General features: G+C 72.2%; 20 protein-coding genes. 10 read left to right on the forward strand and 10 right to left on the reverse strand.

Features of this window, described 5'->3' with window-relative positions; translation table 11 throughout:
* Nucleotides 1-68: 68 nt before the first annotated feature.
* On the reverse strand, nucleotides 69-659 hold the full coding sequence (locus ACZ59A_RS02250) for an Ig-like domain-containing protein (RefSeq protein ID WP_470952345.1): 591 nt from the start codon (nucleotides 657-659) through the stop codon (nucleotides 69-71).
* A gap of 400 nt (nucleotides 660-1,059) precedes the next feature.
* A complete protein-coding gene (locus ACZ59A_RS02255) occupies nucleotides 1,060-1,776 on the reverse strand; it encodes an SDR family NAD(P)-dependent oxidoreductase (protein WP_470952348.1) in 717 nt (238 codons plus the stop codon).
* A 76-nt stretch (nucleotides 1,777-1,852) separates the two neighbouring features.
* On the opposite strand from ACZ59A_RS02255, the gene ACZ59A_RS02260 reads away from it, so the two are divergent.
* Together ACZ59A_RS02260 and ACZ59A_RS02265 are read left to right on the forward strand one after the other, a co-directional pair.
* Nucleotides 1,853-2,395: a MarR family winged helix-turn-helix transcriptional regulator gene (locus ACZ59A_RS02260; protein ID WP_470952351.1), complete on the forward strand. Its 543-nt coding sequence runs from the start codon at nucleotides 1,853-1,855 to the stop codon at nucleotides 2,393-2,395.
* 155 nt (nucleotides 2,396-2,550) lie between these two features.
* Nucleotides 2,551-4,470, forward strand: a complete 1,920-nt coding sequence (locus ACZ59A_RS02265; protein ID WP_470952354.1) for an ABC transporter ATP-binding protein — start codon at nucleotides 2,551-2,553, stop codon at nucleotides 4,468-4,470.
* A gap of 81 nt (nucleotides 4,471-4,551) precedes the next feature.
* Here ACZ59A_RS02265 and ACZ59A_RS02270 read toward each other — a convergent pair whose 3' ends face one another.
* Nucleotides 4,552-5,040, reverse strand: coding sequence for an inorganic diphosphatase (locus tag ACZ59A_RS02270; protein WP_468041486.1), 489 nt, complete (start codon nucleotides 5,038-5,040; stop codon nucleotides 4,552-4,554).
* Nucleotides 5,041-5,093: 53 nt separating this feature from the next.
* The gene (locus ACZ59A_RS02275) at nucleotides 5,094-5,753 is read right to left on the reverse strand and encodes a TetR/AcrR family transcriptional regulator (RefSeq protein WP_468041484.1); all 660 of its coding nucleotides are present in this window, start codon (nucleotides 5,751-5,753) and stop codon (nucleotides 5,094-5,096) included.
* Nucleotides 5,754-5,892: 139 nt separating this feature from the next.
* Between ACZ59A_RS02275 and ACZ59A_RS02280 the strand changes: the two genes are divergently transcribed.
* Together ACZ59A_RS02280 and ACZ59A_RS02285 are read left to right on the forward strand one after the other, a co-directional pair.
* The gene (locus ACZ59A_RS02280; protein WP_470952357.1) at nucleotides 5,893-6,924 is read left to right on the forward strand and encodes a medium chain dehydrogenase/reductase family protein; all 1,032 of its coding nucleotides are present in this window, start codon (nucleotides 5,893-5,895) and stop codon (nucleotides 6,922-6,924) included.
* Nucleotides 6,925-6,996: 72 nt separating this feature from the next.
* Nucleotides 6,997-7,623 carry a GntR family transcriptional regulator gene (locus ACZ59A_RS02285; RefSeq protein ID WP_470952360.1) on the forward strand — a complete coding sequence of 209 codons (627 nt, stop codon included), beginning with the start codon at nucleotides 6,997-6,999 and terminating at the stop codon, nucleotides 7,621-7,623.
* Nucleotides 7,624-7,738: 115 nt separating this feature from the next.
* Here the strand turns inward: ACZ59A_RS02285 and ACZ59A_RS02290 are convergent, their stop codons facing one another.
* The 3 genes from ACZ59A_RS02290 to ACZ59A_RS02300 form a co-directional block, all read right to left on the reverse strand.
* Nucleotides 7,739-8,116 carry a cupin domain-containing protein gene (locus tag ACZ59A_RS02290; RefSeq protein ID WP_470952363.1) on the reverse strand — a complete coding sequence of 126 codons (378 nt, stop codon included), beginning with the start codon at nucleotides 8,114-8,116 and terminating at the stop codon, nucleotides 7,739-7,741.
* Nucleotides 8,113-8,919: a carbon-nitrogen hydrolase family protein gene (locus ACZ59A_RS02295; protein ID WP_470952378.1), complete on the reverse strand. Its 807-nt coding sequence runs from the start codon at nucleotides 8,917-8,919 to the stop codon at nucleotides 8,113-8,115. Before ACZ59A_RS02295 ends, ACZ59A_RS02290 begins: the two co-directional genes overlap by 4 nt.
* Nucleotides 8,920-9,010: 91 nt before the next feature.
* On the reverse strand, nucleotides 9,011-10,390 hold the full coding sequence (locus tag ACZ59A_RS02300; protein WP_470952381.1) for an MFS transporter: 1,380 nt from the start codon (nucleotides 10,388-10,390) through the stop codon (nucleotides 9,011-9,013).
* Between the two features lie 124 nt (nucleotides 10,391-10,514).
* Between ACZ59A_RS02300 and ACZ59A_RS02305 the strand changes: the two genes are divergently transcribed.
* On the forward strand, nucleotides 10,515-11,231 hold the full coding sequence (locus ACZ59A_RS02305) for a DUF2848 domain-containing protein (RefSeq protein WP_470952384.1): 717 nt from the start codon (nucleotides 10,515-10,517) through the stop codon (nucleotides 11,229-11,231).
* 120 nt (nucleotides 11,232-11,351) lie between these two features.
* On the opposite strand, the gene ACZ59A_RS02310 is transcribed toward ACZ59A_RS02305, so the two are convergent.
* Together ACZ59A_RS02310 and ACZ59A_RS02315 are read right to left on the reverse strand one after the other, a co-directional pair.
* On the reverse strand, nucleotides 11,352-11,792 hold the full coding sequence (locus tag ACZ59A_RS02310; RefSeq protein WP_468041472.1) for an SPW repeat protein: 441 nt from the start codon (nucleotides 11,790-11,792) through the stop codon (nucleotides 11,352-11,354).
* Between the two features lie 190 nt (nucleotides 11,793-11,982).
* Nucleotides 11,983-12,354 carry a 5-carboxymethyl-2-hydroxymuconate Delta-isomerase gene (locus ACZ59A_RS02315; RefSeq protein ID WP_470952387.1) on the reverse strand — a complete coding sequence of 124 codons (372 nt, stop codon included), beginning with the start codon at nucleotides 12,352-12,354 and terminating at the stop codon, nucleotides 11,983-11,985.
* 99 nt (nucleotides 12,355-12,453) lie between these two features.
* Between ACZ59A_RS02315 and ACZ59A_RS02320 the strand changes: the two genes are divergently transcribed.
* Together ACZ59A_RS02320 and ACZ59A_RS02325 are read left to right on the forward strand one after the other, a co-directional pair.
* A complete protein-coding gene (locus ACZ59A_RS02320) occupies nucleotides 12,454-12,585 on the forward strand; it encodes a hypothetical protein (protein WP_257231808.1) in 132 nt (43 codons plus the stop codon).
* A 130-nt stretch (nucleotides 12,586-12,715) separates the two neighbouring features.
* Nucleotides 12,716-13,297: a winged helix-turn-helix domain-containing protein gene (locus ACZ59A_RS02325; protein ID WP_470952394.1), complete on the forward strand. Its 582-nt coding sequence runs from the start codon at nucleotides 12,716-12,718 to the stop codon at nucleotides 13,295-13,297.
* An 86-nt stretch (nucleotides 13,298-13,383) separates the two neighbouring features.
* On the opposite strand, the gene ACZ59A_RS02330 is transcribed toward ACZ59A_RS02325, so the two are convergent.
* A complete protein-coding gene (locus ACZ59A_RS02330; protein ID WP_470952397.1) occupies nucleotides 13,384-15,579 on the reverse strand; it encodes an MMPL family transporter in 2,196 nt (731 codons plus the stop codon).
* A gap of 247 nt (nucleotides 15,580-15,826) precedes the next feature.
* Between ACZ59A_RS02330 and ACZ59A_RS02335 the strand changes: the two genes are divergently transcribed.
* The 3 genes from ACZ59A_RS02335 (at nucleotide 15,827) to ACZ59A_RS02345 (ending at nucleotide 21,116) form a co-directional block, all read left to right on the forward strand.
* On the forward strand, nucleotides 15,827-17,113 hold the full coding sequence (locus ACZ59A_RS02335) for a sensor histidine kinase (protein WP_470952398.1): 1,287 nt from the start codon (nucleotides 15,827-15,829) through the stop codon (nucleotides 17,111-17,113).
* Between the two features lie 85 nt (nucleotides 17,114-17,198).
* Nucleotides 17,199-17,867, forward strand: a complete 669-nt coding sequence (locus ACZ59A_RS02340) for a LuxR C-terminal-related transcriptional regulator (protein ID WP_470952401.1) — start codon at nucleotides 17,199-17,201, stop codon at nucleotides 17,865-17,867.
* Nucleotides 17,868-17,969: 102 nt separating this feature from the next.
* A complete protein-coding gene (locus ACZ59A_RS02345) occupies nucleotides 17,970-21,116 on the forward strand; it encodes an alpha-N-acetylglucosaminidase (RefSeq protein ID WP_470952404.1) in 3,147 nt (1,048 codons plus the stop codon).
* Nucleotides 21,117-21,149 lie beyond the last annotated feature (33 nt).

Below are 21,149 nucleotides of genomic sequence, written 5' to 3' on the forward strand. Positions count from 1 at the left end.
GCGGGTCCTCGACGCTCGACCGAGCCCCGCCACTGCCCCTCGGGGGCGGTGGCGGGGCTCGGTGCTGGCTAGGGGACGGGGGTCACCGTGTGGGTGTCGACTCCTGAGGACGGCAGGAAGCTGGCGTCGCCGCTGTAGAGGGCGATCACGGGGCTGGTACCGACGGCCAGGGTGGAGAGCGTCAGCGTGGCCACACCGGCCGTCACGGGCTGGGCGAAGGTGCCGCCGCCCACGCCGCCGATGATGAAGGTCATAGTCCCGGTCGGGGAGCCTCCGCCGCCTCCGACGGGGGTGACCGTGGCCGTGAACGTCACCGACTGCCCGAGTGTCGACGGGTCCGGGCTGGACACCACCGATGTCGTCGTCGCGGCCTGGATGACCACGATGACGGTGGCGCCGGTGGAGGCGAGGAAGTTGGTGTCGCCGCCGTAGGTGGCGACCACGGGGTGGACGCCGACGCTCAGCCCGCTGGCGGTGACCGTGGCCGTGCCGCCGGACAGGGTCCCCGTCAGGGTGGGGCCGCCGGTGATGGTGAAGGTGACGGTGCCGGTGGGGGTTCCGGTGCCGAGGGGGATGACGGTGGCGGTGAGCGTGACCGTCTGCCCGGACGTCGCCGGGTTCGGCGCTGCCGTCACCAGGGTGATGGTGGGGGTAGCCATGATGGGCCCTCCAAGTGAGGTGAGGTGGTGGGCCGTTGGTCGCCAGGCCGGCGCCTTGGTCAGGGCGCGGCGGCGCATCGGGTACCAGGGGGTGCACACTTACGGCGATCGACGCCGGGGCATGCCCGCGTCACCGTCCCCCGGCGGATGTGGAACCCACCGGTCTGTAGCACCAGTAGGCGCGCGAGTGGCGGCACAACGCCAGGTGCATGGGGGTGAATTGCCCTGAATGGCGCAGCGCTCAGCGGCTCGCGCCGGGTGCGCCGCGGGTACCGTCGAGCGCGGGGTTTCCCGACCGGTGCGCACCGCGCGGGCGCTGTGCGGGGGTGGTGTGTATTCACCTCGAGGGGGCGCATCCGCGGCGACACGGACACGGGTCCGGGCCGCCGCGTCGGCTCGGTCACCGCGTGGTGAAGGCTCCGCCGTTGACGTGGAGGGTCTGGCCGGTGATGTGCCGGGCGCCCGGAGAGGCGAGGAAGGCGACCGTCCGGGCGATGTCGTCGACCGTTCCCGGCCGCTTGTTGTGCGTCTCCTCCACGAGCGCTCGGTGGCGGTCGTCGGTCATCTGACCGCGGAAGAAGTTGGTGCCCTCGATGTATCCCGCGGAGATGACGTTGCAGCTGACGCCCTTGGGGGCGAGTTCGACGGACAGTGAGACGTTCCATGCGGCGAGCGCGGCCTTGGCCGCTCCGTACGAGCCGCCCTTCCGCTCGGCGCCGATCGAGCCGATGCTGATGACGGAGCTGTCGCCGGTGAGCTTGTCCCGCACCGAGGCGGTGGTGAGCACCGCGGTGAGCAGGTTCCGCGCCAGACTGGAGTGCCACTGGGCGCGCAGCTCTTCGAGGGGCGACGCCTCGCCGGACGCGGCCTCGGGCAGCCCCCCGGCGGCGTTGACCAGGACGTCCAGTTCACCCACCCGGGCGGCGAGTTCCGCGACCTGCTCGGGGTCGGTCGCGTCGCAGACGACGCCGTGCACGTTCAGCTCCCCGGCGGTGCGGGCGACGGTGTCGGAGTGGCGTCCGGTGATGAAGACCTCCGCCTCCTCGGCGGCGAGGGTCGCGGCGACGGCGCGGCCGATGCCGCTGGTGCCGCCGGTGACGAGTACGGTGCGGGGCACGGTTCCTCCTGCTCACTGCTATGTTCAGACCTATATTTAGATCTAAACATAGCCGACGACGACAGAGGATCACACCGTGGCCGACACCACCGCCGCCGCATCGGGGGAACCCGAACCCGCCCACGCCGCCGCCGAGATCGCCGCGGCGTGGCGGCGGGAGAGGCCGGGCACGCCGACGTCGTCCATCGAGGTCGCCACGCCCATCTGGCAGTTGGCCAAGCTCTTCGCCGACGACCGCAACCGGGTGCTGCGCGAGGCGGGGATCGACGCGGCCACCCTCGATCTGCTGTCCGTCATCCGCCGCTCCGGGCCGCCGTACACGCTCAGCACGCGTGAGATCGCGCGGCGGACACTGGTCACCGCGGGGGCGGTTTCCCAGCGCGTGGCGCGCGCCGAGCGCGACGGGCTGGTCGAGCGGGCGCCGGGGACCACCGGTCGCCGGACCGTTCTGGTGAAGCTCACGGCCGACGGGCACGCGCTCATCGAGCGGTCCGTCGATCAGGTGCTCGGCCAGGAGGCCAGGCTCGTCGAGGGCCTGTCGGAGGACGAACGGGCCACCCTCACCGCCCTGCTGAACAAGCTGATGGCCGACGTACGGCGGCGCACCGCCGCGCCGTGAGCCATCGGCCGATGCACGCCGGGGGACGGCCGCTCCCCGGCCGGTTCCCGAGCGGTCCCCGATCGTGTGGACCTCCGTCGTACGCCCTGCGGCGCAAACGGCTTTGCGGCAAGGTGACCGGCACCGCCGTGCTGGAGCATTCGTCAGGGGGATCCGTGGCAGCGTCGCAGACCGCCGGGAAACCGGCCGACCAACCGGCAGGACAACCGGACGGGGCCGATGAGGAATTACGGTTCCGGCCGCCCGTGCCGGTGGTCCTGGAGACGATCACCACCCGGGCCATGGCCCGCCGGCTGCCGCAACTGGTGCGCCGCTCGCTGGGGCTGGCCTGGCGGGTGGACCGCAAGGCGGTCGTGACGCTGCTGCTGTGCCAGGCGCTCGCGGGGTTCTTCGAGGCGTTCGGGCTGCTGGCGACGACCGGCACCATCACGGCGCTCATCTCGTCCGGGCACATCGGCGAGCGGCTGCGGGAGGCGCTGCCGTCGCTCGCGGTGCTGGCCGGTGCGGCGGGGCTGCGGGCGCTGCTGGGGATCGCGGTGTCGAACATCTCCAGCAGGCTGTCGCCGCGCATCTCGCGGGAGGCCGAGACCCAGATGCTGGACGCGGCGATCAACGCGGAGCTGGCGGCGTACGACAACCCCGGGTTCAACGACAAGTGGGACGCGGCGGACCGGGGCGCCGAGGTCGCGCAGGATCTGATCGTCGAGTCGCAGCAGCTGATGGCGTGTCTGTCCTCGCTGGTCGCGGCGGCCGGGGTGGTGACCGTGCTGCATCCGGCGCTGCTGCCGCTGTTGCTGCTGGCCGCGCTGCCGCAGGGGATCGCGGGGATGAAGGGCGCGCGGGTCCAGTACGAGACGAGCCGGGCGATCAGCGCGGACCGGCGCACGCTCGGGCTGCTGCGCTGGTACATGGTGGACAAGGACATCGCCGATCAACTGCGCTCGGGCACCATGGCGTCGTTCCTCCTGGACCGGTACCGGTCGATCGGCGCGCGGGTGGACGCCGCGACGGACAAGGCGGTGCACCGGGGCGCCCGGTACGCGGTGGCGGGGGCGCTGGCCGGGGGTTTCGCGTCGGGGCTTGTGTGGGCGTCGCTGGCGCTGCTGCTGGGGTCCGGGCAGATGTCGGTGGCCTCGGCGGGGACGGCGGTGTTCGCGCTGCGGACGGTGGGCTCATCGCTGCAGGGGATGGTCGGGTACGGGACGCGGCTGTTCCGTACGGGGCTGTATCTGGACGACTGGGCGGAGTTCATCGAGGAGGCGGGCGGGCACCGGATGCGGCGCGGCAGCCGGGTGCCGGAAGTGCCGCGGGTGATCCGGGCCGAAGGGCTGACGTACGCCTACCCGGAGTCCCAGGCTCCGGCGCTCGCCGAGGTGAGCCTGGAGGTGCGACGCGGCGAAGTGCTGGCGCTGGTCGGGGAGAACGGCTCCGGCAAGACCACCCTGAGCAAGCTGCTGACGGGGCTGTACCTGCCCACCGGGGGCGCCGTGACCTGGGACGGCACGAGCACCGCGGAGCTGGATCCGCAGGCGATGTGGCGGCACACCGCCGTGGTGCCGCAGGACTACGCCCACTGGCCGCTGTCGGCACGCGACAACATCACCCTCGGGCAGCCGCACGGCGGGGACGAGGCGGTCCGGACCGCGGCGGTCCGCTCCGGGGCGCACGAGGTGGTCGACGGGCTGCGCAGCGGTCTAGACACGCTGCTGGCCCGGCAGTGGTGGGGCGGGGTGGAACTGTCCGGCGGGCAGTGGCAGCGGATCGCGCTGGCCCGCGCGTTCCACCGGCCCGCCGGGCTGCTGGTGATGGACGAGCCCACCAGCGCTCTGGACGCGCGCGCCGAGCACCGCGTCTTCGCCGGGCTGCGGCGGATGGCGCGGGACCGCGCGGTCGTCCTGGTCACGCACCGGCTGGCGAACGTCGCGGTGGCGGACCGCATCGTGGTGCTGGACCGCGGCCGGGTGATCCAGCAGGGCACGTTCGAGGAGCTGACCCGATCGCCGGGCCTGTTCCGGGAGTTGTGGGAGCTGCAGAACGACCGCGGGGTGCCCGCCCCGCGCGGCGAAACGCCGTAGGGGCGCTGGGGCCGCGTAGAGCCGCTGGGCCGCGTAGAGCCGTTGAGGCCGCGTAGGGCCGTTGAGGCCGCCCAGGGCCGCTTACGTCACGCGGGCGCGGGAGGCGGCGATCTCGGCGTACGCCTGCTCGCGGCCCTCCCAGTGGGATCCCTCGACGGACTTGCCGGGTTCGAGGTCCTTGTAGACGTCGAAGAAGTGGGTGATCTCCATACGGTCGAACTCGGGCACGTCGTCGATGTCCTGGACGTCCACATAGCGCGGATCGTGGGCGGGCACGCACAGGATCTTCTCGTCCGGCCCCTTCTCGTCGCGCATGCAGTACATGCCGATGGCCCGGCACAGGATCACGCAGCCGGGGAACGTGGGCTCGCCGACGGTGACCAGGGCGTCGAGCGGGTCGCCGTCGCGGCCGAGGGTGTGGTCGATATAGCCGTAGTCGGCCGGGTACTTCGTGGCAGTGAACAGCATCCGGTCCAGCCGGATGCGCCCGGACTCATGGTCCATCTCGTACTTGTTGCGGGACCCCTCGGGTATCTCCACGACGACGTCGAATTCGGCGGCGGACTCCATCGCGACCTCCGGTCACCGGTGGGCGTGCTTCCAGTGTGCGCCGTGCGAGCGTCTCACGCACCGCGTACGAGGGCGCCGACCTCGGCCTCGAAATGCGCCGCCGGATCGAAGCCCATACCGCCGAACTGGCCCTGCACCTCAAGGCTGATCACCCCGTGCAGCCGGGTCCAGGTGGCCAGGGCGCGGCTCTTCAGCTCGCCGTCCGGCTCCGGGCCGGGGGCCCAGGGGCCCACGCCCTCCAGCTGCCGCGCCAGCTCGGCTTCGAGCGGGGTGGGGGCGGCGGCGCGGTCCAGGGTGGCGCAGGCGTCGAGGATGGTGCGCATCAGGGACCCGGCGATCTCGGTGGTCTCGGGGGGCGCCTGGTAACCGGGCACCGGGGTGCCGTAGATGAGCAGATAGCGGTCGGGCTGCCGCTTGGCCCAGTCGCGCAGGGCGTGGGCGAGGGAACGGAAGCGGTCGGCGGGGGCGGCTGCGTCTACGGCCGCGGAGGCCACCGCGGCCAGATCGCGGTAGGCGTCGGTGATCAGCTCGGTCAGCAGCTCGTCCCGGCCCGCGAAGTAGCGGTAGAGGGCGGGGCCGGTCATGCCCATCGCCTTCGCGATCGCGTTCACCGAGATGCCCGCCGTGCCCGACTCGGCGAGCTGGGTCAGGGCCACGGCCTTGGCCTCCTCCCGCGTCTGCTGCCGGTAGCGCTCTCGCCGTGCTGTGGCCATGGGTGCGCCCTTCCCTTCTCGTGCGGGCCTCGTACGGGCCGGAAAAAACGGGGCTTGACACGTCGAGGGTAACAGGTTCATTGTTTCGTTAGAAGCTCTCACATTCGATAGAAGACCTTACGAGATGCGGGGTTCCGCCATGTCGCTCACCGAAGTCGTCCTGCCCGGTCCGGTGGATCCGGAGGGGCTCCAGCTCCGCACCGGCCCGGTGCCCGAGCCCGGACCCGGCCAGGTCCTGATGGCCGTCGAGGCGTCCGGGGTCTCCTTCGCCGAGCAGCAGATGCGCCGCGGCAAGTACTACGACCAGCCGCCGTTCCCCTTCGTGCCCGGATACGACCTGGTGGGCATGGTCGCCGATACGGGCGCGGGAGTGGACCCGGGGCTGCGCGGCCGCCGGTTCGCCGTGCTGACCAAGGTCGGCGGATGGGCCAGCCATGCGCTGGCCGACGCGGGCGACCTGGTCGCGGTGCCGGACGGAGTGGGCGCGGCCGAGGCCGAGACGGTGGTGGTCAACGGGATCACGGCCTGGCAGATGCTGCACCGGGTGGCCGGGGCCCGCGCCGGGATGACCGTGCTGGTCCACGGGGCCAACGGCGGAGTGGGCTCCACCCTGGTCCAGCTCGCCCGCCACGCCGGTATCGCGGTCATCGGCACCGCGTCGCCCCGCCACCACGACGCGGTGCGGGCGCTGGGCGCCACCCCCGTCGACTACCGCGACCCGGAGCTGGCCGCGCGGGTGCGCGAGCTGGCGCCCGGCGGGGTGGACGCGGTGTTCGACCACGTCGGCGGCGAGGGCATCACCGACTCGTTCCGGCTGCTGGCCCGCGGCGGCACGCTCGTCTCGTACGGCACGGCGGCCACCCGGGACGTGTCCGGCTCGCCCCGGGTGCCGGTCCTCAAGCTGTTCGCCCGGCTCGCGCTGTGGAATCTGCTGCCCAACGGCCGCAAGGCGCACTTCTACAACCTGTGGGCGGGCAGGCGGCGGCGCGCGGCCTACCAGGCACGGGTGCGCGAGGATCTGGGCCAGGTCCTCGCGCTGCTCGCGGGCGGTGAGTTCACCGCCCAGGTGGCCGCGCGGATCCCGCTGGCCGAGGCCGCGCGGGCGATGCGGCTGGCGGAGTCGGGCACGATCACCGGGAAGGTCGTCCTCGTGACGGGCAAGGGCTCATGAGTGCCGGGCTCCGGGCCCTCCTCGCCGTGATAATTTTCGTATACGAGTGGTATGCGAGGAGGAATGGGCCCAGTGCAGTCCGGACGAGAAAAGGCGTACGCGTTCCTCAAGGAGACCGTGCTGACCGATCCCGACATGCAGGGCAGGTTCCTCACCGAGCAGGAGATCGCCGACCGGATCGGCATCTCGCGGACGCCCATCCGCGAGGCGCTGCTGCTGCTCGCGGCCGAGGATCTGGTCCAGTTGGTGCCCAAGCGGGGTGCGCACATCGCGCCGCTTTCCGGCCGGGAGATCACCGAGCTGATGGAGCTGCGCGGGATCGTCGAGCGCTATGCCGCGGAGCAGATCATCGAGCAGCGGACGGTGCCGGTCGGGAAGCTGACGGAGCTGCTGGAGCGGCAGCGCGGGCTCAGCGGGCCCGAGCACGCCAAGGAATTCATCGCCGTGGACCACCTCTTCCACGCGACCATGGTCGCCGCGGTGGGCAACGATCTCCTGGGCAAGCACTACGACGGGCTGCGCAGCCGTCAGATCCGGGCCGGGGTGGTGGCCCTGTACAACCGGACCGGCCGCCAGGAGGCGGTGCTCGCCGAACACCGGGCCATCCTGGACGCGGTGGCCTCCGGCGACCCGGAGGCGGCGCGCACCGCGATCAGCGGCCATCTGGAGTCGACGCTGAAGGTGCTGCTCGCGGGGTGAGCCGCCCCCGGGACCGCGCCAGTCCTGGTGCGCCTCCAGGGGGTGTCTCAGCCCCCGGCCGCCACAGACCCCGGGCAGCCTTCAAGTCCCGGGCAGCCTCAAGTCCCGGGCAGCCTCAAGTCCCGGCCGGAGTCTCCGGATCGGCCCCCGGGTAGGTGATCACCAGCATCGTCACCCCGGCCTCGGAGGTCCACGGGCCATGGGGCATGCCCGGCGGGCGGCACGCGTAGTCCCCCTGCGAGAAGGTCCGCCCCAGCGTCAGGTCGTGCATGTCGCCCTCGATCAGGTAGACCTCCTCCCAGAAGTCATGACGGACGACTCCGGACCGCGAGGTGTCCGTGCCCGGCTCCCACCGGACGAGCGCCGTGCGATGCGCGCCGCTCCCGTCCGCGGCGAGGGTCTGTTCCCGGACGCCCGGGGCCGCCCCCTCGGGCACCTGCCAGGCGCCCGAGGGACGGTGGAATTCCAGCTCGGGCTTGGGCCGCCCGCTCATGCGCCGGTCCCCAGCCTGCGGTTGGCCAGGACGGACACCGTGCGGCGCACCGCGGCGACCTCCTCGATGGCGACGTCCGCCACCAGCAGCCCGGGGGCCGCCTCCAGCCGCTCGCGCACGGTCCCGTCGGGGCCGACGAGGGCGCTGTACCCGATGCCGGTGGGGGCGCTCGTCGACGGCATCTCGGCACCGCTCGCCGCCGGGTCGGCCTGGCCCACGGCGGCCAGCCATACGGTGGCGTCCAGCGCCCGCGCCCGGGTGAGCAGTTCCCACTGCTCACGCTTGCCGGGGCCCGCACCCCAGGAGGCCGGAAGGAGCGACAGCACGGCGCCCGCGTCGGCGTGCGCCCGGAACAGCTCGGGGAACCGTACGTCGTAGCAGGTGGCGAGGCCGATCCGGACGTCGTCCAGCTCGAAGGTGACCACCTCGGAGCCGGGGGCCACGGTCTTGGACTCCGCGAATCCGAAGGCGTCATACAGATGGATCTTGTCGTACGAGGCGTCGACGCCGAGGCCGGTGGCCAGCAGGGTGTTGGTGACCCGCCCGTCGGGGGCCGGGGTGAACATGCCCGCCACGATCACCACCCCGGCGTCCCGCGCGATCCGCCGGACCTCGGTGGCCCAGGGGCCGTCCAGCGGTTCGGCGAGCGGTCCCAGCGGGGTGCCGAAGCACGCCATGGCGGCTTCCGGGAAGACGACGATCCGGGCGCCGTCCGCCGCCGCGCGCAGGGCCTGCTCGCGCAGGGTGACGAGGTTCGCCTGCGGGTCCGGGCCGGTGGTGATCTGGCTCAGTGCGATGCGCATGGGGTGTGTTCTGCCTTCCCTGTCGGCGCAGTGGGTGACCTGGCGATGATGCCCCGGGCGGGGCGAGGCCGCTCGTTCCGGGGGGGGTGCGTCAGCCGATCGCGGCGGACGACTGGTGCTGCGCGGCCACGCCGTCCGGCTCCTCGTCCTGGGCGGGCGCCGCGTCCCGGCCCAGCCACAGCCCGGCGACCGTGACCGCCGCCGTGAGCGCGATGTAGAGCGCCAGCGGGAGCCAGGCGTGATAGGTACCGAGCAGCGTCGTGAACAGCAGCGGCGCGATCGCCCCGCCGACGACTCCGGCCAGGGTGTACGCGAGCGAGGAGCCCGTGTAGCGCAGCCGCGGTGAGAACTGCTCGGCGATGAAGGCCGCCTGCGGCCCGTACATCAGCGAATGGATCACCAGCGCCACGACCACGCCCAGGGTGAGCAGCGCCCAGCTCCCGCCCGCGACCAGCGGGAAGAAGACGAACGGCCAGACGCCCGCGGCGACGGCGGAGACACCGTACAGCCACCGCCGGTTGACGCGGTCGGAGAGCGCCCCGGCCAGCGGGATCAGGAAGATCTGGAGGGAGGAGCCGATGAGCACGGCGGTCAGCGCGGAACCGCGCGACATTCCCAGTTCCCCGGTGGCGTAGGTGAGCACGAAGACGGTGAACATCGCGTACAGCACATCGGGGGCGATGCGGCAGAGGATCGCCGCGGTCAGCGCCCGGGGCTGGGAGGTGAACACCTCGCGCACCGGCGCCTCGGAGCGGTCCTGCGCGGCCTCCATCGCCTTGAAGACCGGAGTCTCCTCCAGCTTGGCGCGGATCCACAGCCCGAAGACCACCAGCACCCCGGAGAAGAGGAACGCCACCCGCCAGCCCCAGGACAGGAACTGGTCCTCCGTCAGCGTGGCGCCCAGCCCCGCGAGCACACCGTTGGCGAGCAGATTGCCCGCGGGCGGCCCGACCTGCGCGGCCGAGGCGAAGAAGCCGCGGCGCCGCGGATCGCCGTACTCGCTGGACAGCAGCACCGCGCCGCCCCACTCGCCGCCGACGCCGACTCCCTGGGCGAAGCGCAGCAGCACCAGGGCGGCGGGGGCCGCGACGCCGACGGTGGCGTAGGTGGGCAGCAGCCCGATCAGCAGGGTCGCGACGCCGATGAGCACCAGCGTCGCGATGAGCACCTTCTTCCGGCCGATGACGTCTCCGAGGCGGCCGAAGACGAAGCCGCCCAGCGGGCGGGAGACATAGCCGACGGCGTAGGTGGAGAACGCCAGGAGGGTGCCGGTGAAGGGGTCCTTGGAGGGGAAGAAGAGGTCGCCGAAGACCAGCGCCGCGGCGGCGGAGTAGACGGCGAAGTCGTACCACTCCAGGGCGGTGCCGGTGAGGCTGGCGACGAAGGCGCGGCGGACCGCGGATCCGTCGGCCCGGGGCTCTGCCCGGGACTCGGCCCGGGGCTCTGGTGCGCTCGGGGAGGTGCGCTGCATGGTTCGTCCTCTGGGGTGGTGCGGGGTGGTTGCGTGATGCGGGGCTTCCGGCATACTTGTTGTATACCAAGCGTATGCGCAACCCCCTTGAGGGAAGTTCCTCGCGATTTGGAGAGCACGCCCCATGACGACGCAGCCCCCGCAGTCCCCCCGCCCCGCCCTGACCTTCGAACTCCCCGACGGCTCCACCCGGCATGTGGAGGAGGTCGTCCAGGTGCTCAACGCGGGCTACGCCGGGCGAAGCCAGGAGGACGTGGCCGCCCATGTCGCCGAGCTCGCCGAGCTGGGCGTTCCCGCCCCCGACGTGACGCCCGCCCTCTACCCCGTCGCCCCTTACCTCGCCCAGCAGACCGGCCGGGTCAGCGTCCAGCACGGCCGCACCTCAGGCGAGGCGGAATGGGCGCTGATCGTGGCCGAGGGCGGGGAGCTGCTGCTCACCGCCGCCTGCGACCACACCGACCGGGAGCTGGAGGTGCACGGCGTGGCCTGGAGCAAGAACGCGGGCCCCGATGTGCTCGCCGCCCGCGCCTGGCCCCTCGCGGACGTGACCGCCCGGCTGGACGATCTGACCCTGCGGGCCTGGGTCAGCCATGACGGCAAGGAGACCGAGGTGCAGAGCGGCACCCTGGCCGAGCTGCTGCCGCCCTCGTACTGGGTCGAGGTGCTGCGCGAGCGCGGCGAGCTGGTGCCGGGCACGGTGCTGATCTCCGGGACGATCCCGATGGCGGAGGGGGTCGACCAGTTCGCCGACCGCTGGCGGGTGGAGCTGGGCGATCCGGCCACCGGCGACATCATCGAATGCTCCTACGACGTGGTCCCGATGCCGGAGCCGATCGGCTGACGCGCACGCACACGCACCGACGGAAAGGCCGCCGACCGCACCCCCGTGAAGGGGCGTGCGGCCGACGGCCTTGTCCGTTGTGCCTCGTAGCGTCTGAGTTCCGTGTCGTTCAGGTCTCGGTCAGGTCTCCCGTCCCTTCCGCATCACCACGCCTGCGGCGATCAGGCCGAACAGGCAGGTGAGGGCGCCGACGAGCACGTTGTTCCAGATCATTCCGGCATCCGGTCCCCTGGCAACGACCCAGGGAGAAATGATCATCCATACACCGATCGCGGACATGGCCCAGCACAGGCTGTACATCCTCCGCGGCGCCGACGTGAGACCGATGCCCAGCAGGGCGATGGCCAGGCCGAGGATGACGTTGTTGACCATGAGGTCGGGGCTGGTGCTCGAGAAGTGCACCACCCAGGGGGAGATGGCGAAGTACAGACCGGCGAGCAGCACCGGTCCATCGAGGAAGACAACGTCCCGCGCGTCCATCATGCGAGCGAAGCGCTCACGCATCTCGGACACGTCGGGGTGGCCCTTTAGATCACCGCGGGTACGTGAGACGTCGGCCATACGACTCGCCTCCTTCGTTCCATGCAAGTCTGACCGCGCAGTGCGGTAATTCCACCGCACCACCATTGTGCGCCTCGACTTGCTTTATAGGTAGATGTCTGGATGACTCCGCTGTCTCCCTATTCCCCTCTGTATCTCCCGCGAGAAGTCCGGCGTCTCCCGCGAGAGGCCCCGCGCGGCCGGGCGGCGGCTAGGCGGGGTGGACCACCTCGTCCTTCGCGTACCAGCCGCGGTCCAGGTCGGAGATGTTCACGGTGGTCTGCACGGTCAGGCCCGGCACCGGCGCCACATGGGCGCGGGCGACGTCCAGCACGGCGCGGGACAGCTCCGCCTTGGTCTCGGCGTCCCGGCCGGACAGGATCGCCACCTCGATGTGGATCATGGCGAGATGGGGCGCCCCGTCGGCGAGAACGGCCTCCTCGACCCGGCGGAACCGGGTCTTGCACCCGGCCACCGCGGTGTCGATGGTCTTGGCGACGACGGGGTGCAGGGCGGTGCCGAAGCCCTGGCGGTCGAAGGCGCCGGTCAGGGTGTCGGAGTATTCGACGACGATGTGCGGCATGAGCGGGCTCCTCATCAGCTCTGCGAGGTGGAGTGGGCATCGTCGCACCCTGCCCGGAGGCCGAGCGCCGCGGCCCGTTCTTCTGCTTCAATAGGGGGCATGGTCAGCCTCATCAACGCCGCGACGGGTCGTCTCGACCTGGAGCCGTTCTGGCCGTCCCGGCAGGCGCACCACTTCGACCGCGAGTGTTGCCGCGCATCCGTTGCGCGGGCCCGCTCGCTCGGCTGCTGACGCCGCCCCACCCGGCCGCTCGGCACTCCGCCCGGTTCCAGGGGCGTTCCTCTCCCCGTTCCGGCTCCCTCGGCCCAGCCCGCGCGCACGACGTCCACCGACGCCCCTTAGCGCGAAAGAGCTGACTCCCATGACGAACGTCCGTACCCTCTCCGCCTCCTCGTCCACCTCCCCCGCGGCCACCGCCGTGCCCGGGCGTCCCCCGCTCGCCGGTCGCCAGCGGCTACGAGCCGTCGCCCGGGACGAGGTGCCCCCGGTCGACGACCTGCTGCACCCCGGCGCCACCTGGCTGCCCGCTCCCCCGCACACCGTCCCCGCGCTCCCCGGGCAGCCGCCGATGATCGGCTACCTGGTGCTCGTCCCGGCCGACCAGCGGGAACCGCAGGCCACCGCGCCCGCCGTGCCCACCTCCCTCACCACGGACAACGGCCCGGTGCGGATCGACTCCGAGCAGCGGACCGTGCAGGTCGCGGGGCGTCCGCTCGACCTCACCTACCTGGAGTTCGAGCTGCTGGCCCATCTCGTCGCCCATCCGCACCGGGTGCACTCCCGCGATCAGCTGGTGACGACGGTGTGGGGCTACGGACACGTCGGCGACGGCCGGACCGTGGACGTCCATGTCGCCCGGCTGCGCCGCAAGTTGGGCGCGGAGCACCGGGGCTCGATCGTGACGGTGCGGCGCGTGGGCTACAAGTACGTGCCCAGCGCATAGCACCGGCACAGCGCACCAGCGCAACACAGAGGAGCGCCGTACAGGCCGCGGCTCGGCCCGTACGGCGCTCCCGGTGGCGCGGCCGGTCAGCGATCGGCGCCCACCAGCGGGCGGGGCTCCTCGGGGGCGGGAGCCTCGCCATGGCCCAGGTTCGGCAGCCACCGCAGGGCGCGCGGCAGATACCAGTTGCGGTCGCCGAGCAGCGCCATCAGCGAGGGCAGCAGCAGCATCCGTACGAGCGTGGCGTCCACCAGCACCGCGACCGCCAGCCCGACGCCCATCTGCTGCATGTCCTGCATCCGCAGCAGCGCCAGGACCGAGAACACCGCGACCATGATGGTGGCCGCCCCGGTGACGGAGCCCGCCGTGGTGCGGATGCCCTCGCGGATCGCGTCGCGCGTCGCCAGGCCCCGGTCGTGCGCCTCACGGATCCGCGAGACCACGAAGACGTGGTAGTCCATCGACAGCCCGAAGAGGATGACGAGGACGAACAGCGGCATCCACGACTCGATCGCCCCGGCCGGTTCCATGCCCAGCAGCTCCGCGCCCCAGCCGTGCTGGAAGACGGCGGTCATGGTGCCGTACGCGGCGCCCACCGACAGCAGGTTGAGCAGGATCGACACGATCGCGATCGGCAGCGAGCGGAAGCACACCAGCATCAGCAGGAAGGTGACGGCGGCGATGAAGAGGAAGACCGGCGCGATGTCGGTCTTCAGCTGGTCGGTGAAGTCCCGGTTCTCGGCCAGTTCGCCCCCCACGTACGCCTCGTCGGAGACCGGGCCGAGGACGTCCGGCACCAGGTCGTCGCGCAGGGTGTCCAGGGCGCGCCGCGACTCCGCGTTCTCGCCGTTCCCCGCGAGCGGCACCTCGATACGGGCCACCCCCTGCTCGGCGTGCAGCTCGACCTGGACGGCCTTGCCGAACCGGCCGGAGTCGGCCAGCTGCCTCTTGAAGTCGGTGACGGCCGCGCCGAAGCGGGGCGAGGAGATGTCGTCGCCCGTCACCACCACCTCGGCCGGGGCCGGGCCGCCCGGGAACGCTCCGGTGATCTCCTTGTACGCCACGGTCAGCGGGGCGTCCGAGCCGAACTGCTCCTGCATGCCGAGCTGCTCGGTCTTCATCCCGAGCGCGGGGGCGCACAGCACCAGCAGCAGGGCGGCGGAAATGGCGGCGAACAGCTTCGGCCTGGCCAGTACGGGCTTCATGAACCTGCCCGAGATCCCGCCGCTCGCCTGGACACCGTTCCGGCGGCGCCGGTTGAGCAGCGGCACCCGTCCCTTGTCGATCCGGTCGCCGAGCCAGGACAGCATGGCGGGCAGGACCGTCACCGACCCCAGCATGGCCATCAGGACGACCAGCAGCGTGGCGACCGCGAAGCCCTGGAAGAGCATCAGCCCGGACAGGAACATGCCCGACATCGCCAGCATGACCGTGATCCCGGAGACCAGCACCGCCCGGCCGCTGGTCTCCGCCGCGATGCGCAGCGCGGTCTCCGCGTCCCGGCCCGCGGCCCGCTCGTCCCGCTCGCGCCGCAGGTAGAACAGGCAGTAGTCGACGCCGACGGCCAGCCCGACCAGGAACATCACGGAGTTGGTGGAGTCGTACAGCGGCAGCTGGTGGCTGACCAGGGCCAGCAGCCCGAAGGTGCCGATGCAGGCGGTCACCCCGAGCAGCACCGGCAGCAGGGCCGCGACCAGCGCCCCGAAGACCACCAGCAGAATGCCCAACGCGAGGGGCACGGCCGTGAATTCGGCCTTCTTGAAGTCGTTCTTCAGCATGCCGTCTAGTTCGTGCTGCGCGGTGGCGTCGCCGAACTCATGGGCGGTGATCCCCCGGTGTGCGGACTCGGTCGCCGCCACCGCGTCCAGCACGGGCTTCACCCGCTCCCCCGCGGTGTCCGGATCGCCCTTCATCGTGAAGGTGACCAGCCCCTCACGGCCGCTGGCCGAGCGCACCGGCGGCTGGATCCGTACGGCCTCGCCGGTCTTCTCCAGCCGGGCGGAGAGATCGCGGGCCGCGGTCCGCCAGCCGTCCGGGTCCGCGCTGCGCAGCATCACCATCTCACCGGCCGGTGTGGTGAGCCCGGCGTCCTCAAGGATCTTCTCGGCGCGTGCGGAGTCGCCCGCGCCGTTCTCGGAATTCGTCATCTGCCGCGATCCGGACATGCCGCCGACGACGGCGACGACGACCACGAACAGCAGCCATCCGATGATCGCGGACTTGCGGTGGCGGGTGCTCCACCCGCCGAGCCGCACGGCCAGGCCTCGCCTCGTTGCGCTCATGGCGTCTCTCCCACTGGGGACGGAATACGGACCGGATCGGTCATGTCCCAAACGCTAGAAAACGGCGCTCTCCCGCCCCAGCCGGGCAACCCCCGAATCCCCGAGGCATAGGGCGAGGCCGGGGGGTGGTGCTAGGTGTACCCCCGGCCGGGGCGCGGCCCCCGTGACCGATCATGCGGCGTCCAGCAGACTGAGCACAGAAGAAGAGCGGGAAGCCGCACAGCTGAAGAACCCTGGAGGGCGTGCGATGAAGGTGCGCAGCAGTCTGTTGGCCTGTTTACGGGGCCTCGCCCTGGCGTTCATCACCCTCGCGGGGTCGCTCACGCTGTTCGTGCTGACGGTGCTGTCCCTCGCCTTCATGGCGCTGGGCCTGGGTGTCCTCACCACCCCGGCGATGATCGGCCTGGTGCGCAAGCACGCCAATCAGCGGCGGCTGCTGGCCGCCCAGTGGTCCGGGGTCCAGATCCGGCTGCCCTACCGGCCGCTGCCCGCCGACCGGCGCTCCGGCCTGACCGGGCAGGTGGAGCTGTGCACCCATTTCCTGAAGGACCCGGCGACCTGGCGGGACCTGCTGTGGCTGCTCGTCGACATGACGGCGGGCTGCGTCACCGCCGCGCTGGCCTGCGTCTTCCTGCCGTACGGGGTCGAGGGCTGGGTGCTGGCCGCCGGGGTGTGGGAGCCGATCGTCGACGCGGGCGGCACGTACTGGTACGCGTTCGTCCCCGTGGAGTCGCAGACGACCGCGAACCTCGCCGCCCTGACCGGCGTCGGCTTCGCCCTCCTCGGCCTGTTCGCCTCGCCCGTGCTGCTGCGCACCCACTTCCTGCTGACCCGTTCCCTCCTCGCCCCCACCCCGCAGACGGCCCTCGCCGAGCGCGTCGAGCGGCTCACCGAGACCCGGCACGACGCCGTGGACACCTCCGCCGCCGAGCTGCGCCGCATCGAGCGCGATCTGCACGACGGCGCACAGGCCCGGCTCGTCGCCATGGGCATGAGCCTGGGCACCATCGAGGCGCTCATCGAGAAGAACCCGGCCAAGGCCAAGGAACTCCTCGCCGCGGCCCGTACCGACTCCGCCGAGGCCCTGTCCGAGCTGCGCGACCTGGTCCGCGGCATCCACCCGCCGGTCCTGGCCGAACGCGGTCTGGGCGACGCGGTGCGCGCCCTCGCCCTGCGGATGACCATCCCGGTGGAGACGGAGGTGGATCTTCCGGGCCGGTTCGCGGAACCGGTCGAGGCGGCCGCGTACTTCGCCGTCAGCGAGATCCTCACCAACGCGGCCAAGCACTCCGGCGCCGCCCGCATGTGGCTCGACCTCCACCACGAGGCCGGGATGCTGCGCATCGCGGTCACCGACAACGGAAGCGGCGGCGCCCGCATCGCGCAGGGCGGCGGCCTCAGCGGCATCGAACGGCGGCTGGGCACCTTCGACGGCGTCCTCGCCGTCAGCAGCCCGCCCGGCGGCCCCACCATGGTGACGATGGAGATCCCCTGCACCCCGGCCGCCCCGGCCGCCCCACGACCGGCGGTCTGAGCCCCGGCGGGGGTGTTACGACGGTAGATTCGACGCATTCGGCCCGGAGTTCCGTTCCGGGCCCGATGACGTCATGGAGCCCGCCGTGCGCGTAGTCGTTGCCGAGGATCTGTTTCTGCTCAGGGACGGATTGGTGCGGATGCTGGAGGCCTACGATTTCGAGATCGCGGCCGCCGTCGAGAGCGGACCGGAGCTGACGCGGGCGCTGGCGGAGCTGAAGCCGGACGTGGCCGTGGTGGACGTACGGCTGCCCCCGTCGTTCACCGACGAGGGCCTGCAGTGCGCGCTGGCGGCGCGGCGGGAGCGGCCGGGGCTGCCGGTGCTGGTGCTGTCGCAGCACGTGGAGCAGTTGTACGCGCGGGAGCTGCTGGCCGACGGGAGCGGCGGCATCGGCTATCTGCTCAAGGACCGGGTCTTCGACGCGGACCAGTTCATCGACGCGGTGCGGCGGGTCGCCGAGGGCGGTACGGCGATGGACCCGCAGGTGATCTCGCAGCTGCTGACCCGGCGGTCGCAGGACCGGCCGATGGGGCGTCTGACGCCGCGGGAGCGCGAGGTGATGGAGCTGATGGCGCAGGGGCGGTCGAACGCGGCGATCGCGGGGCAGCTGGTGGTGACCGAGCGGGCCGTCGCCAAGCACACCTCGAACATCTTCGGGAAGCTCGGCCTGCCGCAGTCCGACGACGACAACCGCCGGGTGCTGGCCGTGCTGGCGTATCTGGACCGGGGCCGGACGGAGGCGAACGGGCAGTAGCCGGGACTTCCCCCGGCGCGCGCGCCCCATTGCTCCCGCCCCGCATCGCTGGTTAAGTGCCCTGCGCACCACAACCGTTGGCCGTTGTCCGTTGGGGGGCGCATGAGCGACCTGAGCAGACGCACGCTGATCGGAACCGCCGGAGCACTCGGGGCCGGTGCCGCGTTAGGGGCTCACTTCCCCGCGCTGGCCGACTCACCGCAGCCACCACTGGACATCGCACAGGACGCCGCCGTGACCGCCTTCTCCACCGCACCCGCGCGCGCCGCGCTGCGGCGCCTGCTGCCCGAGCACGCCGAGCAGTTCCGCCTGGTGGCGCTTCCCTCGGAGAAGCCGGAGAAGAAGGAGCGGTTCGAGGTCACGGGGTCGGCGGGGCGCGTCACCGTGGCGGGGACGAGCCCCGCGGTGCTGCTCACCGGCGTCCACTGGTACCTCAAGTACACCTGCCACGCCCAGATCACCTGGGCGGGCGATCAGCTGGACCTGCCGAAGAAGCTGCCCGCGCCGCAGGGCACCGTCGAGCGGTCGACCGCGCTGCCGCACCGCTTCGCGTTCAACGACACCCACGACGGCTACACCGCCCCGTTCGCCGACTGGGACCGCTGGGAACACCTGATCGACATCGCGGCCCTGCACGGCTGCAACGAGCTGCTGGTCACCGCGGGCCAGGAGGCCGTCTACCACCGGCTGCTCCAGGACTTCGGCTATACGGACGCGGAGGTGCGCACCTGGCTGCCCACCCCCGCCCACCAGCCGTGGTTCCTGATGCAGAACATGAGCGTCTACGGCGGCCCGGTGTCCACCGCGCTGATGGAGAAGCGGATCGACCTGGGGCGGGCAATCGCCGACCGGCTGCGGGAGCTGGGCATGCGGCCCGTCTTCCCCGGCTACTTCGGCACCGTCCCCGACGGCTTCGCCGACCGCAACCCGGGGGCGCACACCGTGCCGCAGGGCGACTGGAACGGGCTCCGGCGGCCCGACTGGCTCGACCCGCGCACCGAGGCGTTCCACGAGGTGGCCGCGGCCTTCTACCGCCACCAGCACGACCTGTTCGGCGCGTGCGACCTGTTCAAGATGGACCTGCTGCACGAGGGCGGGAACGCCGGTGACGTCTCGGTTCCGGAGGCCGCGCGCGCCGTCGAGAAGGCGCTCCAGACCGCCCGCCCCGGCGCCATCTGGGTGATCCTGGGCTGGCAGGCCAACCCCCGGCGCGACCTGCTGGACGCCGTGGACCACGACCACGTGCTGGTCGTGGACGGTCTGTCGGATCTGGACACGATCACCGACCGGGAGAAGGACTGGGGTTCGGTGCCGTACGCGTTCGGCACCATCCCCAACTTCGGCGGCCGGACGACGGTCGGCGCCAAGACCCACATCTGGGCGGACCGGTTCACCGTGTGGCGGGACAAGCCGGGCAGCAAGCTGGTCGGCACGGCGTACATGCCGGAGGCGGTCGAGCGCGATCCGGCGGCGTTCGAGCTGTTCAGCGAGTTGGCGTGGCGGGACCGGGCGGTGGACCGGGACGAGTGGTTCCGTACCTACGCCGATGTCCGCTACGGCGCGCGGGACGGGAAGGCGCGGGAGGCGTTCGCGGCGCTGCGCGACACCGCGTACCAGATCAGCAGCAAGGACGGCCGTCCCCACGACTCGGTCTTCGCCTCCCGGCCCGCGGTCACCGCGCGCTCCGGCACCTACTACGCCACCCATGTGCCCGCCTTCGACATCGCCCGCTTCGACGCGGCCCTCGCGGCGCTGCTGGGGGTGCGGGCCGGGCTGCGCGACAGCGACGCGTACCGCTACGACCTCGCCGACACGGCGCGGCAGGCGCTCGCCAACCGCTCCTGGCAGCTCGCCCCGCAGCTCTCGGACGCGTACGCCCGCAAGGACCTGGACACCTTCCGGGCGCTGTCCCGGCTGTGGCTGAAGCTGATGCGGCTGAGCGACGACATCACCGGCACCCACCGGCGCCTTCTCCTCGGCCCCTGGCTGGAGGACGCCAAGCGGATGGCCTCGGGCGAGGAGGAGTCCGTCCAGCTGGAGTACGCCGCGCGGGCCCTCATCACCACCTGGGCGGACCGGGGCGCCGCGGACGGCGGCAAGCTCGCCAACTACGCCAACCGCGACTGGAACGGCCTCATCGGCGACTTCCATCTCCCCCAGTGGCAGTCCTATCTGGACGAGCTGGAGGACGCGCTCGCCGAAGACCGCGCGCCGCGCGCCTTCGACTGGTACCCGGTCGAGGAGCCGTGGACGCGGGAGCGCAAGAGCTATCCGGTCCGGCCGGTGGCGGACACGTGGCGCACCGCGCGCCGGGTGCACGAGGCGCTGGCGAAGGCCCCGTACCAGGGGACGCTGACCGTCGGTACGGAGCCGGGGACGCTGCCGCCGGGCGGCGCCGCGGTGATCACCGCGGCCCTGCGCAACGTCAACGGGCTGCGGGCCACCGGCCGCGTCGACTTCGACCTGAGCGTGCCCGGCCTCGACCCCGCGCCGCAGGGCCCCACCTCGCTGCCGTCGGTGGCCGCGGCGGGCAGCGGCGAGGTCCGCTGGCGGGCCACCGCGCCCGACGACCCGCTGAAGGATCCGCTCAAGCCGTATCCCTATCAGCTCGCCGTGCGGTACGGGCCGCGCGGCGAGGACCGGGTGCGGGCGGTGCACACCGGCACCCTGTGGGTGGCCGGGCCCCTGGCCGACGGGTGGAAGACGGTCACCAACAACGGTGCGGCCTTCGGGCAGCTGGGCGAGCGGTTCGCGATCGACGGGGCGGGCCAGGACCTGTGGAAGGCGACCGCGGAGTTCGGCGCCGCCTACCGGGAGGGCGCGCTGCGGACGGGGACGGCGGTGACGGTGAAGGTGGACGCGCAGGCCGTCACCGGGCCCTGGGCCCGCGCCGGGATCATCGTCCGCAACGCGCTGGGCACGGCGGGCTCGCCGGGGTTCCTCAACCTGTCGGTCACACCCGCCAACGGGGTCGTCCTGTCGTACGACGCGAACGGCGACGGCACGCTGGACACCTATCAGCGGGTCACGGGCGTCAAGGCGCCGGTGCTGCTGCGGCTGACGCGTACCGCCGCCACCTCGTACACCGGCGAGCTGTCGGCCGACGACGGCGCGAACTGGCGCAAGGTGGCCACGGTGACCGTGCCGGGCGCCGCGGCCGCGCAGGACGCCGGGCTGTTCATGAGCGCGGCGCACGGTGGCAGCGGGGCGCGCGGCACGGTCGGGTTCAGCGGCTGGCGCGTGAGCTGACGCCCTCGTGTTCCCTCGGGCTCCGTCCCCGCT

Source organism: Streptomyces sp. NPDC040405 (assembly GCF_055595765.1).

Excerpts from the sequence above, each read along its gene's own strand:
- ACZ59A_RS02325 (WP_470952394.1), top strand. The coding sequence starts at position 12,716 with ATGACGAACGTCCGTACCCTCTCCGCCTCCTCGTCCACCTCCCCCGCG.
- ACZ59A_RS02270 (WP_468041486.1), bottom strand. The coding sequence starts at position 5,040 with ATGGAGTCCGCCGCCGAATTCGACGTCGTCGTGGAGATACCCGAGGGG.
- ACZ59A_RS02310 (WP_468041472.1), bottom strand. The coding sequence starts at position 11,792 with ATGGCCGACGTCTCACGTACCCGCGGTGATCTAAAGGGCCACCCCGAC.
- ACZ59A_RS02300 (WP_470952381.1), bottom strand. The coding sequence starts at position 10,390 with ATGCAGCGCACCTCCCCGAGCGCACCAGAGCCCCGGGCCGAGTCCCGG.
- ACZ59A_RS02335 (WP_470952398.1), top strand. The coding sequence starts at position 15,827 with ATGAAGGTGCGCAGCAGTCTGTTGGCCTGTTTACGGGGCCTCGCCCTG.
- ACZ59A_RS02345 (WP_470952404.1), top strand. The coding sequence starts at position 17,970 with ATGAGCGACCTGAGCAGACGCACGCTGATCGGAACCGCCGGAGCACTC.
- ACZ59A_RS02275 (WP_468041484.1), bottom strand. The coding sequence starts at position 5,753 with ATGGCCACAGCACGGCGAGAGCGCTACCGGCAGCAGACGCGGGAGGAG.
- ACZ59A_RS02305 (WP_470952384.1), top strand. The coding sequence starts at position 10,515 with ATGACGACGCAGCCCCCGCAGTCCCCCCGCCCCGCCCTGACCTTCGAA.
- ACZ59A_RS02280 (WP_470952357.1), top strand. The coding sequence starts at position 5,893 with ATGTCGCTCACCGAAGTCGTCCTGCCCGGTCCGGTGGATCCGGAGGGG.
- ACZ59A_RS02290 (WP_470952363.1), bottom strand. The coding sequence starts at position 8,116 with ATGAGCGGGCGGCCCAAGCCCGAGCTGGAATTCCACCGTCCCTCGGGC.
- ACZ59A_RS02330 (WP_470952397.1), bottom strand. The coding sequence starts at position 15,579 with ATGAGCGCAACGAGGCGAGGCCTGGCCGTGCGGCTCGGCGGGTGGAGC.
- ACZ59A_RS02250 (WP_470952345.1), bottom strand. The coding sequence starts at position 659 with ATGGCTACCCCCACCATCACCCTGGTGACGGCAGCGCCGAACCCGGCG.
- ACZ59A_RS02315 (WP_470952387.1), bottom strand. The coding sequence starts at position 12,354 with ATGCCGCACATCGTCGTCGAATACTCCGACACCCTGACCGGCGCCTTC.
- ACZ59A_RS02320 (WP_257231808.1), top strand. The coding sequence starts at position 12,454 with ATGGTCAGCCTCATCAACGCCGCGACGGGTCGTCTCGACCTGGAGCCG.
- ACZ59A_RS02295 (WP_470952378.1), bottom strand. The coding sequence starts at position 8,919 with ATGCGCATCGCACTGAGCCAGATCACCACCGGCCCGGACCCGCAGGCG.